We start from the raw sequence: 12,412 nt of genomic DNA, 5'->3' as shown, positions 1-12,412 counted from the left end.
ACCAAAGGCTCTGAGCATTGCGAGGAGCCTTTTTTCATTCCTAAAATAAGGCTGCTATTGAGTGCTTATTGGCATCTACCAGACTTTGTTTTATTTTATTTCTTATAGCGGCTGATTTATTTTGACTGAGTTTGAAGTTACCTTGCCAGTGAATTGGCGTAAGCTCTATAAAACTCAGGTGTTGATACATTGTATTGCGATGCTGCTCAGGCACTTCATCAGTTTTCCACTCAGGCTCAAATGTTTTCTCAAAATGACTAGTAAGGGTTCGCATTACGAGATCTTTTTTTAGCTCATCTTTAATAATATGTACTTTTGCAGTCACTAACACCGATGCGTAAAGCCAGCTAGGCAATGTTTGATTATCCGCATAGGAGGGTGATAAATAGCAATTGTCACTATTAAAGAGTAAATTCACCTGTTTATTATCAAGCTTTGATAGTGGATTATGCTTTGCTACATGTGCAATAAACATATTTTCTAAAGAGTTGAATAACATAGGTACATGACAAATGTTATTTAATTTACTATTTGAGCAGGGCATAAAAATTGTTGCTAATGGAAAGTTATTAATAAGCGCATGCAATTGCTCGGTATTTTTTTGCATAAAGTGCTCGGGTGGGTACATTATAATTGCTCCTCAAGCCGTAGCTTTATAGCTGGCCATTCATCTTCTAGGCGTCGGTCTTTTTGGGCTATTCCTTCATACTTAGCGCCTAAACGGGCAATTGCATTGCGTGATTGTTGATTGTGCTCATGGGTATTAAAGCTAATCCGTACTAAATTAAGTTGATTAAATGCATATCTCAGAAGTAAATATTTTGCATGCGTATTTACGTATGTCCGCTGTGCAGTGAAGCTAATAAAGGTATGGCCAATTTCAGCGCTTAAGTTGTCACTGTCTAACCTAAATAAACGGGTTGTGCCAACAACTTGCTGTGAATGTTTATCAATAATGGCAAATACCACTTGCTCGTTTTGATTAAACTGCGCGCTATGTGTAAACCATTGCTCCAACTTAACTTGAGTTTGTGCGTAATTACTTAATACCCACTGCCAAATTTGTGGATGTTTACCTGCTTGATATAGACCCTCGAGATGTTTGAGTTTAAGTGGCTCTAAGGCAACCTTGTTGGTTTGATGAATTTGCGTTGTGAACATTATAAGCCCCATATTTTGCTATTTATTCATAACAAATGTACGCTTTATTGGTTTATTAAAAACAACCAAAATTTAATTTTTACCTATACCAGTTTGGAAGGTGTTTATGCAGCCACTTAATATAAAGCTCACTAGCCAGAGTAAAGCTAAATACCTGCAAATAGCAGATGCACTTAGGGAGTCGATTATAAAAGGGGACATTCTCGCTGGCAGCAAACTCTGCTCTGCACGCGATATGGCACAAGCATACGGATTAAACCGTCATACAATAATGAATGCCCTACAACTTCTTGTCGCAGAAGGATGGTTGGAATCCTATGAACGATCAGGCTACAGCGTTACCAATACATTGCCTATTCAAAACAGTATAAACATTGCCCAGTCTCAAGCATTGGCTCCTAAGCCGTATCGATTTGCTACCACGCTTACGGTGTCAGGACCTACAATGGACTTAAATCACTATGCTTATAACTTTGCTGGAGGCTTACCCGATTTAACACGCTTTCCCTATAAAGAATTTAAACGCTCTGTAAGTCATGTGTTTAATCATTTAGATACCAGCCAATTTCACTATGGTAATGTGGCTGGGCAGCCTAATTTAAAATCGCAAATTAGTCATTATTTACACAAAGCACGAAACCTAAAAACAGCCGATATTCTTATGTGTAATGGCTCTCAAGAAGCGCTTTTTTTAGTATCAAAAGCCTTTATTAATAAAGGCGATTATGTTGCAACCGAAACCTTAGGTTACCCGCCTGCTCGTAAAGCATTTGCAGCATGTGGCGCGCAGCTTATAGATATAAAACAAGATGATGAAGGGTTGTGTGTTGATGATTTTAAAACTCAGCTTGAACGCTATCCCATTAAACTTCTGTATTTAACGCCACTGCATCAATACCCAACGACTGTGACCTTATCACCCACCCGGCGCTTACAAATTTATCAGCTGTGTTATGCCCATAATGTGATGATTATTGAAGATGACTACGACCATGAATTTCACTACCGTTGCCAGCCTTTGCAACCCATGGCTGCCGATGACCCCGCAGGCATTGTGATATATCTATCAACGTTTTCAAAAATTATGTTTTCAGCAGCAAGGATTGGCTATATCTGTGCAGCGCCTGGGGTAATCGCACAATTAACCGCATGGAAGCAGCTAATGAACCATAAAAATGATGTGATTATGCAATTAGCTGTCGCACACTGGATGAAAGAAGGTGGTTTTGAACGCCATTTAAAGCGTATGACAAAGCTCTATAAGCAGCGCTATGAAGCGATGGGTGATTATCTAGCGCAGCTGCAATTATCAGGCTATCCAATTGAATATATAAAACCCGACGGTGGCATGGCGATGTGGGTTAATTTAAATAAACCGGTGGACCAATTAAAGCAAGTACTGCAAAGTAAAGGCGTGTATGTACAGGTTGAGCCTGAATTTTACTTTAAAGACTCAGAACGCAGCTTAATACCTAAGCAACACAGTTATGTACGTTTAGGATTTGCTGGGCAATCAACTTTGGCGATGCAAGCTGGACTTGAATTGATTGCTGAACACGTTTTCAAATAAAGCTTATTTGCTTAAGCTTTCAGCATCATAAAACATCGGTTTCAATGTGCCACAATTTATAAATTTATAATTGAGCTCACCAGCAGAGGGCACTTCAGTTGAGGTGCGAAACTTTTGTAAACAGGCACCACTTAAATCAACAAACATAATATGATGATAGCTTGGTGGTTGAGTTATTTGGTGAATGTAAATACGCTCGTTATTTTTTAGCGTAACCATGTCGTACTGTTGCCATTTTGAGGCTGGGCTTAAATCAGTTAGCTCACGAGTAAATAACTGCTCGCTAAGCTCTATTAATTTATCGCTGTAAACTAAGCTACCTCCTTGTCTATAATCTCCAAGATACACATCTGCGGTAATCGCGACTTCTTCGCCTCGCATTAAGCGTTGAATATTAAACGGCTTTGATTTTACTGTAACTAACTCAGCATCACGTACTAAATCTAAAAATGGAATATCAGATACATCTACCTTGTACATAACATGCATATCAAAGGGAAGCTCAAAGCTTGGAATGTTAATGGCGTATACACTTGAACCTTTATTAACCAATACCATGGCATGCTCTGCTTCATATTTGGGGTTTAATGGCGGAAGTTCTGGTGGCTCTTCGGCATTAGCAAGCGAGCTGGTACAAAATATAATGCTGATAAATAAATATACGAAGTAGGGTAGCCGCATAATAACCTCAATTAATTTATAGATATAAAGTGTAGTATACATTTATACATAATTATCTTTAGTTATATTTTAGTAAAGCTTAAACGTGATACACACTAAAGCTTTAGCGTGTATCAGTACATTTAGGGTTAGCTATTATCTAATTGCTTTTTTCACTTCGCGCCAGTCAATAATTTTAAAGTTTTGTGGTTGGAGAGGCATACGATTATAACCGTCTTGTACTATAAGCATACCCTCAGGATAACCTGGTAAAGCTTTTGCTGTAACGGTTAAACCGTCAGTTTCACCTACGCCATCAATGCCTTTATCTAGGTTTGCAATTACATTAAACTTACCTGCAAAGCTTAGACTAGGCTGTGTGTCATCTGAGATTTTATAAAGCACATAGCTATTATCGCCTTGGCTTGATACCACTAAATAGCGAGCATCATTAGCATGATAAATTTCCATACCTTCAACATCTGCCACCAGTTGCTCATTAACACTTTGTAGCTTTACTGCTTTGTTACCAGCGGTAGGCTCTGCACCGATATACCAAATGCCTGCATCTTCTTCACCTGCAAATAGTTGGCCTAGATTATCATCAGCGCTACAGCCTTCAGGTTGGCTTGGTAGAGTAAACTCTCTAACCAGTTCACCACTTAAATTACTTTGCTCACCGATGAGTTTATATTGCTGAAATAAACCTGATTTATCATTAACAAACACGTAATGGCCAGACTCAGAGGAATACATACACATACCGTAAATCTCAGGTAGGTTAGTGGCTATTTCTGTCACATGGTTTACTTGGTTATCGCCATCTACAGTAAATACGCTAATGCTATTAAGAGTACGGTTACTGGCAGTGATCCACGTATGGGTCTGGTTGTTTATGTCTTGATGTTGGCGCACATCAACATTATTTAAACGGCCAACATTAAGCGATTGTACTTTGCTGCCAGCAAGGTCATAAACCATCAAGCCGCGGCGTTTATCTGTGCCTAAAATTAAGCTTTTTTTAGCGTCTTGCTCATTAATCCAAATAGCCGGATCATCTGCTGCATCACCAAACGCAGCAACCGGTGTAGTTTGTGCGCTGGCATGAAGGTGAGTCATCGCGACATTGTTTTGTGAAGTCGCTGTTTGCGCTGTGTAGTTAACGTTTGCTTGAATGTAAGCGCCTGTTTCATCATCAATTAATACCAGCTGGGCTTGACTGTCATTGATAAAGCTCGCTGCAACAGACTCTATTGTGTGCTCACCTGCCAGCGACCATTGGCTTAGCTTGTCTGTTTGAGCTTGGTAAGCATAAACCTTATTACCATCAGTGGCACTCAGCCATAATGTACCGTCTTGTGATACCGATAGAGCCCCGATTTCACTGTTTAATTCGCCGTATGGCTGTACTAAAGCCACAGGTTGCTTATTGGCAGCTGATTCCGCATCAGCATTAATGGCCCACACTCCGAGCTCTGCCTCACTCACATACAGGGTTTTTGTGTCGTCATTTACTGCACAACCTGAAGCCTCTGTGACTGCAGAGAACTCACGTACTGCGATATTTTTAGCTTGGTTAGTGGCTAAATCATAAATAACCGTTTCGCTGATCAAGCCGCGAACATCTGGCACAAATGCTGATACAGTTTCGTTATTGCTATTTTTAAATAAACACACGGCATCGGGCTGGGCTTGAGGTGGACTAATGCGGGTGAGTTCATTTAGCTGCCAAGTTTGGCCATTTTTTATAAGCTTAAAAATGGCTACGTTGTCTTGGTTGTTATCTAGAGTTGCCAATAAAAATTGCTGCGCTGATAATTGTTTTAGTGAAATTGACTTAAAGTTACCGGCTAACAGCACTCGGCTTTTCTCGTTATCGGTAAGTAATAAGCCCTGGCTTTCGCTCGTCATTAGCCATTGATTATTACCAAGTGCAGCTGCTTGTGAGCCTTGAATGTTTTGTTGTGGGCCAAATAACTTAGCCTCAACAGCCAGCTTTGCTATTTCAGTCGTGTTTTGGGTATCGTCATTACTTGTACAACCGCTAAGCGCAGTTACAAGCACAGCACTTGATAGCACCGCTGAAATTGTATTTAGTTTAAAGTTCATTATTTTATCCTTTACTTATCTAGGTGCTTTTCAGTGTTAAAACGTACTTCACCAAGGTGATTAATCGCGCTTACACTGAGAGTTTCGCCATTGATAGAGATACTTAAAAAACCAGGTGTTGCTTCTGCGTAGCGGGTAAATTCACGTTGTTTTACAAACCGCGCTTCGCTGCCACCACCAGAGACAAAGTGAGCCACCTTGCTATTTTTTGGTTGGTTGTATTGCAAGTCGTGCTCGTGCCCTGCGATATAAGCGTGCACGTTATGACGCTCCAAAATAGGTTCTAAAATGTCGCGAAGCCCTTGGTTGCGGCCAAAGCGTTTGCCGCTTGAGTAAAGCGGGTGATGGCCTACCACAATTTTCCATTTTGCGTTACTGCCAGCAAGTTGGGTTTCAAGCCAATCCAATTGTGTTTGATAACTTTGCCCTTGAGTTGAGCGGTATTTTTCACGGGTTTTATATTCAGGTTGAATCGGGTTGGTATCTAAAAACACCATTAACACTTGCTCGTTGTTTTCAAGCGCAAATGTTTTACTGTAGTACCTTGCAGGTAACTGCCAGCGCTGACTTTTTGCGGTGTAGTCAATTTGTGCTTGGGCATTACCTAAGTAATCGTGATTACCTAAAACAACATACCAATCTTCAAATGTGTGCGGGCCATGGTATATGTTCTCAAAGGCTGATTGCCAAAGAGGATCGTTCACACTTGCCACGCCATTTGGGTAAAAGTTATCGCCGGTCGAGACAATAAAATCGGCATCAGTTTGATACATAGCAATTTCTAGCTGATGAGCCACCTCTTTTTGATAAAAGTGGCCGTTGTGTCCCCAATCACCAATAACCATAAAGTTAAGGCTATTAGGTAACGTAGTTAACTTGGCTATTTTTTGTTGTTGATATAGTGCATCTTTATAAATAACGGGCTCACCAGCACTGAGCGCTGATGAGCTCAGTAGGGCGGCCATTATGAAAGACAATTTAAACATGTTCTAACTCCAAAAAGGCACGTAATAGCAATTTATCACGTGCCTAAAATGATGATACCTGCTATTAAAATGCGTAGCGCAACATTAGTTGAACCACAGGACCTGCTTCTTCCGATTCAAGCTCGTACTCATCAAAGTCACGATTGTTTTGATCATCAAGCGAGTCAAACTTATTGAAAACTTCGTCTTTACTGGCATCCAGTAAGTTTGAACCTACAAGGCGTAGAGTGATGTCATCCCAGCGCTTTTCAACGAAAAGCTCTAAATCAGCACCGTAAGAGGTGGTAACTTCTTCACCTACAAAGCGTCCGTATGCATCACCTTGGTTACGGTAAGTTGCACCAAATGATGCACGCAGTATTGGTAAATCTTGGATAAAGCCAATGTTATAAACATAATCTGATTGGTCATTAAACTTACGTTTACCAAAGCTGTCTTCAACTTCACTATCAAGCCAAGAGTAGTTTAAGAAAATACCAGTATTTGGCATGTTGATTGCGCTCAGTGGCGTTGATAAATCAAACTCAATACCTTGTACTGTGCCATCGCCAGTATTTTGTGGTTGCAGTACAAATGTACCTTCGCCTTCTGAGCCTTCAACACCTGTGCTGGCAATTTCAATTAAATCGCTAACGTCACGGTAAAATACGTTTACACCGACAACGCCACTTTTACCTAAACGGTATTCGTAACCTAAATCGATACCCCAAGAAGATTCTGGCTTAAGGTTTGGGTTACCTAAAAAGTCATTATCAGCGAGCTCTTCTTCAAGTAGGGCGGGTGTTATGTAGTCAAAGTCAGGGCGACGTAAGCTACGTGCAATAGAGGCGCTTACTCGACCGTTATCACTTACACTGTAACGAAAGTGAGCCGAAGGTAAGAAAAAGTCATAGTCATTCTCGGCAGTTACGCCTTCATTGGTATCGGTAATACTTGAATCAGTTGACTCCCAGCGCACCCCCATCTCCCATGAGAACACATCCGCTTCATGCTTGATTAGCGCAAATAAATCAAAACGGTCTTCTTCAAGTTTATTAACTCCGCCGTCTACTGGTTCAAATTCGTTGTTAAATTGTGCTAATGACATTGGCGTCTCGCTAAATTGAGCCCATCCAGTCAGTGTTTGCTCACTTTCATCTTCAGCGACAAAAATGGCGGTATCGCGCTCTTTGCCTTGCACAAAAGCACCAAATTGAACTTCTTTCGAGTCACCTACCAGTAAGCTGTGCTGCCATTGTAATGACCATTCTTTATCATCGATATCAACGGTTTCTTCTGCTTCTTCAAACACCATTGGGAGCTCTGAGGTATCAAGCTCAACTTCTTGTTCATAAACAGATTCTTCAAAGCTGGCATAACCTAATTTAAATTTGCTGGTACCGCCCAGTAGGGGTAATTCATAGCCAGAATTAATGTTGTAGTTAGTTTGGTCAATAAACGAAACGTTTGCGTTATCTGAGATTAAATTACCACCCTCAACGACAGAGCCTGAGGTTGCAGTGGGGTCGTCGTATTCAAAAGAGCGTTCGTCTTCGGTGCGGTCGGTATCAACCCACATGGCGCTAATATCAAACTTGCCGCCGTTATCAAACACCTTTTCAAAGCTGGCATTTAAAGAGGTATCATCACCATCACGAGTATCAGATTGATCTTCACGGTTATCAAAATCGTCTGTTGCATAATTAGGGTTATTTTCAGGGCTATCGCCATAACGTCTGCTTGATTTTTGTTTTGGGTTATAACGACCTTGTAAATTGGCACCTACTAGTAAACGGCCACCTGCAAACTCAGTACCGTAAACGCCCGCAAAGCTTTCTTTTAGTTCGCCGTCATCGTAACGTAAGCCACCAGCGCGAATATAACCGCCGTCTAAGCTATAGCCATCGCGAAGTACAATATTAAGTGTGCCTGCTATGGCATCGGCAGAGCGGTTGGCACTAGATGAACGAATAATTTCTACACGCTCAATTAATTCTGCTGGAATACGGTCCACAAAAAATGAACGGTCAGCACCGGCACCCGGTACTTCTTCGCCATTAATGAGTACTTTAGTATACGCAGGGCTTAAACCGCGCATACGTGCGCCGTCTGATTCAAGTACGTCAGATAAAAAAGTCACACTAGGAACACGCTTTAGTGCATCACCCGCGGTGAGTGGTTCAAAACGCTGAAAGTACTCTTGTGAATATTCAAGCGTGGGCGCTAGTTCTTGCGAGCGGTTGCGATAACCAATCTCACCATAGACCACAAGCTCTTCAGAAATCTTTACTTCAGGTTCTCTTGGCGATGTTTGTTCTTGTGCATTTACGCTAATACTAAATTGGCTCAGTGCTAATGCCGCCACAACAGCATTTAACTTAAATTGTTTCATTGATTTGCTCCGGTTGTCCTTGGTTTGGTGAGCAAACTAAAAAAAGTTAATGACGCTAATGTGACAGTTTTACAGTTAATTCCTGACAAAACGCGAACTTAGTGCTTTTTAAACAGACATTTGAGCTGTTTAAACACGGCTCCAGCGCACTAAAAATGGTTATTACGAGGTTAAATACTTATAAATTTTAATCTCAATGTCATATCAATGAGCCAAAATGACCCTGACGAACACAGCATGACTAAGCTAGCATGCAGACCAACATAGACTAAAGAAGCCACCCTAATGCGATATAACCCATTTACCAACCATGCAAAATTAACTAATACCATCATTTTATTATTAGTTATTGCTGTAGCAATATGCGCTTACTTTGGTGAACTTAAGCAATGGCAAGAAATTGCGTGGCTCGATATTGTTGGTGAGGGCGGTATTGTGTTGATGACACTCAGCTGGATAGTTGCGTTACTTATTTCACGACCGCCAGGCAAAGTAACTACCTTATTAGTGTTAGGTTTAGGTTTGTTTATGTTCTCAGCCACACTCGATTTACTCGATGAGTGGTTAAAGCAACCTTCACAATTATGGCTCACCTGGTTTGAATCACTGCCAGCGCCGTTTGGTATGTCGCTTACCAGTGTTGGGCTTTATTATTGGCATCAAGAACAATTTGTTTTAAATCGTCAATTGCGTCGTCGAGAAGCGCATCTGCGAGAGCATGAAAAAGTCTGTCCTGTAACAGGGTTATACCGAGTTAACTACTTACATTCACTCATGCAGCAACAACAAACAGAGCAGCAAGGCGGCACTTTAGGTGTTATTGATATTCGTGATTTTGCAAAGTTTAATGCGCAGTTTGGTTTTAGTGAAGGCGATAGGTTACTAAGAGAAATTAGTGATTTATTAGTAATGAATTGCCGATTAAATGATGTGCTTTGTCGCTATGCCGGAGATTGCTTTATTGTGCTTATGCCGAATACCAGCCAAAGCCAAGCCAAAGAATTACTAGCGCAAATGAAAGCGGCGCTTAACCATTGTGCGTTTAAAGTCGCAAAAAGCAAAGGCGCACAGTTTCAGCATATTTTAACCGCCACCATGGCAATGGATTTAGCGCAAGATCCAGTGCAGCAAACCAGCCTGTTACATCAACAATTACAACAACAAAAGGCGCTTGTAGGTGCAGCAGTATATTAGCCTAGATGATAAATACCTCAGCGCCGAGGGGATTATCACTGCGCTGGTGGAGCTTGCTCAAGGACGAGGGATCCCGCTGCATAAATTGCTGCGTGGTACGGGTATTTTTGAGCAAGATTTATATGATCTACCACAGCGCTTTAGTTTATCGCAGTTATTGGCTTTAATTAGCCAGTTTAAAGCCTTAATGAAGAGTAATGATAGTGGCTTTTTACTGGGTCATCAATTGGTTAATGACGTTAGCCCAGCAGTGCAAAGTGTGCGTTTAAGCCCCAGTTTAGGTATGGCTTTGAAGCAATTACAACAAATTAGTACCGTTATTGCCCCTTTATTATTTACCCGTAGGCATATATTTAAAGACGATTTATATCTGTACTTGCAACCGAGTATCGGTATGGACGAGTCATTAAAAAATTATTGTTTTGAAATATACAGCGCTGCGTTAATGAGCTTACTAAAACGAGTATGTAATGTGTATCCACATTGTTATTTTGACTTTACTTGTAAACGCCCTCGGCATATTCAAGAATATGAGCAGCACTTAGGCTTACGAATACGGTTTGAACAACCCTATACCCGTTGGCACTTTAATAAACAACTACTTAAGTGCACAAACCCAGAGGCTAGTCAGCTTAGGTGGCAGCAGTGCATAGCGCAAAGTGAGTTACATAAGAATGTATCACAGTCTTTTGTTGAGGCTGTGTGCCAGCGCATTTACCGTGATAAAAACAACAGCCTTGCTAACAGTGCTGAGCATTTTGCCATGAGCTCTGCTACGTTTAAACGTAAGTTAAAACAACACGGTGTCAGTTACTCTCAATTACAAGATGAGCAAAATAAACTTAAAGCGCTTTATTTACTGGGGGTGTGCCAGCAAGGTAATGAACGAGTGGCTAATCGGCTTGCATTTTATGATATTCCTAATTTTCGCCGTGCATTTAAACGTTGGACAGGTATTACGCCGAGTCAGTTAAAAGTATAATTAAAAACTGGCTGCTTGCTCAATAACAATGCCATGGCGCTTTGCTAGTCGCTGATGATCTCTGTCATAGCCTCCACCAATCACAGTGGCCACCGGGGTGTTATTTGCAAGACAACGCTTAAGCACTAAGTGGTCGCGCTTTTCTATTCCTTGCCAACTAATATCCAGTTTGCCTAAGCCATCCTCTTGCCAAATATCAACCCCAGCATCATACAAAACCAGATCTGGGTTAAGCTCGTTTAATAAAAATTGCAGCGTATCGTCAACAATACCTAAGTATTCAGCGTCTTGCATATTATTGGCTAAACCAATATCTAAATCGCTAGGGGACTTTCTAAACGGGAAGTTTTTCTCACAGTGTATTGAACAGGTAAACGCATAAGGTTGATGAGCCAGCATGGCTGCCGTGCCATCACCTTGGTGAACATCTAAATCAAAAATGAGTACGTTAGTCACTTCACGGTTTTGAATTAACGTTTGTGCGGTAAAAGCCAAATCGTTCACCATACAAAAACCCGAGCCAAAATCACTGTGGGCATGGTGAGTGCCACCCGCTAAATGGCACGCAAGACCACTTTTAAGCGCTAAACGCGCAGTTTGCAGTGTCCCTAATGGGGCGGTAAATGTGCGGTTCATTAGTGCTTGCGACCAGGGTAAGCCAATACGGCGCATGGCTTTTTCATCTAGGCGATTATGCCATAAATCGTGAATGTAGTTTTCACAATGTACTATTTCTAGCTCTTCTACACTACCATGTGGTGGTTCTGTGATATTACTGCCAGCAAGCCCAAGGGTTTTAACATGCTGGTATAGCTGCGCAAATTTACTCATTACAAAGCGATGCTTGGGATCAAAACTAAACGAGTAATTAGGATGATAAACTAAAGGTAGATTGGGATTTAGACTCATATCTGCGTCGTTTAATTATTTTTGGTTATGGTAATCAACTTCACGCAGTGCGTCTATTTATGTTTGGTAAATAAGCGTTTCAAGCTCACGGTGTAATAATGTTTCATCAGCAAGGTTTAGTTCAACCAAGCGCTTTAAATGCGTGATACTGTCTATATCAATACTATGGCATTTAAGGCCAACATGATTTTCTTCTATGTGACGAATAACCACCGGCATTTTTATTTCAATATCGCTTTGTGGCAAAGTAAAGCGCAGTACTGCCTCGTCATTTTTGTTCCCAGTAAATGCATCGCTTTTAGTAATAAGCGCACCATGTAAAGAAATATCTAATAGGGTACATGCATACTGGGAGCTAGCCGTTTCCAATTGCGCTGCTGTAGAGAACATAATACGAGAAAATTGCCGACGGTTTTGCATAATAATCTTATAAAGTTGTTATTTATAATAAGCATAGCTGGTAATGCTCA

General features: G+C 41.0%; 11 protein-coding genes. 3 read left to right on the top strand and 8 right to left on the bottom strand.

From position 1 onward, the window contains the following. Positions 1 to 40: 40 nt before the first annotated feature. Together CWC14_RS06660 and CWC14_RS06655 are read right to left on the bottom strand one after the other, a co-directional pair. A complete protein-coding gene (locus CWC14_RS06660) occupies positions 41 to 628 on the bottom strand; it encodes an FMN-binding negative transcriptional regulator (protein WP_138562003.1) in 588 nt (195 codons plus the stop codon). Then, entirely contained in the window at positions 628 to 1,161 is a 534-nt protein-coding gene (locus tag CWC14_RS06655; protein WP_138562001.1) for a GNAT family N-acetyltransferase, read from the bottom strand. The genes CWC14_RS06660 and CWC14_RS06655 overlap by 1 nt, the downstream gene beginning before the upstream one ends. Positions 1,162 to 1,267: 106 nt before the next feature. Between CWC14_RS06655 and pdxR the strand changes: the two genes are divergently transcribed. After that, a complete protein-coding gene (pdxR, locus tag CWC14_RS06650) occupies positions 1,268 to 2,731 on the top strand; it encodes a MocR-like pyridoxine biosynthesis transcription factor PdxR (protein ID WP_138561999.1) in 1,464 nt (487 codons plus the stop codon). 3 nt (positions 2,732 to 2,734) lie between these two features. Here the strand turns inward: pdxR and CWC14_RS06645 are convergent, their stop codons facing one another. From CWC14_RS06645 to CWC14_RS06630, 4 genes are all read right to left on the bottom strand, one after another. Continuing rightward, on the bottom strand, positions 2,735 to 3,412 hold the full coding sequence (locus CWC14_RS06645) for a hypothetical protein (RefSeq protein ID WP_138561997.1): 678 nt from the start codon (positions 3,410 to 3,412) through the stop codon (positions 2,735 to 2,737). 135 nt (positions 3,413 to 3,547) lie between these two features. Next, positions 3,548 to 5,500, bottom strand: a complete 1,953-nt coding sequence (locus CWC14_RS06640) for a phytase (RefSeq protein WP_138561995.1) — start codon at positions 5,498 to 5,500, stop codon at positions 3,548 to 3,550. An 11-nt stretch (positions 5,501 to 5,511) separates the two neighbouring features. Next, positions 5,512 to 6,486 (bottom strand): metallophosphoesterase, encoded by a 975-nt coding sequence (locus CWC14_RS06635; RefSeq protein ID WP_138561993.1) that lies wholly within the window; start codon positions 6,484 to 6,486, stop codon positions 5,512 to 5,514. Positions 6,487 to 6,550: 64 nt separating this feature from the next. Then, on the bottom strand, positions 6,551 to 8,857 hold the full coding sequence (locus CWC14_RS06630) for a TonB-dependent receptor plug domain-containing protein (protein WP_138561991.1): 2,307 nt from the start codon (positions 8,855 to 8,857) through the stop codon (positions 6,551 to 6,553). Positions 8,858 to 9,142: 285 nt separating this feature from the next. Here CWC14_RS06630 and CWC14_RS06625 point away from each other — a divergent pair, with 285 nt between their 5' ends. Together CWC14_RS06625 and CWC14_RS06620 are read left to right on the top strand one after the other, a co-directional pair. After that, entirely contained in the window at positions 9,143 to 10,051 is a 909-nt protein-coding gene (locus CWC14_RS06625; protein WP_138561989.1) for a GGDEF domain-containing protein, read from the top strand. After that, positions 10,035 to 11,033 carry an AraC family transcriptional regulator ligand-binding domain-containing protein gene (locus tag CWC14_RS06620; RefSeq protein WP_138561987.1) on the top strand — a complete coding sequence of 333 codons (999 nt, stop codon included), beginning with the start codon at positions 10,035 to 10,037 and terminating at the stop codon, positions 11,031 to 11,033. Before CWC14_RS06625 ends, CWC14_RS06620 begins: the two co-directional genes overlap by 17 nt. Here CWC14_RS06620 and CWC14_RS06615 read toward each other — a convergent pair whose 3' ends face one another. Next, entirely contained in the window at positions 11,034 to 11,942 is a 909-nt protein-coding gene (locus tag CWC14_RS06615) for a histone deacetylase family protein (RefSeq protein WP_138561985.1), read from the bottom strand. A gap of 57 nt (positions 11,943 to 11,999) precedes the next feature. Next, a complete protein-coding gene (locus tag CWC14_RS06610; RefSeq protein ID WP_138561983.1) occupies positions 12,000 to 12,362 on the bottom strand; it encodes a PilZ domain-containing protein in 363 nt (120 codons plus the stop codon). Positions 12,363 to 12,412 lie beyond the last annotated feature (50 nt).

Source organism: Pseudoalteromonas sp. S3260 (assembly GCF_005886925.1).
Classification (GTDB): Bacteria; Pseudomonadota; Gammaproteobacteria; order Enterobacterales; family Alteromonadaceae; genus Pseudoalteromonas; species Pseudoalteromonas tetraodonis.
Note: the sequence above shows the minus strand (reverse complement) of the source record. Positions and strands in the feature narration are given on the sequence as shown.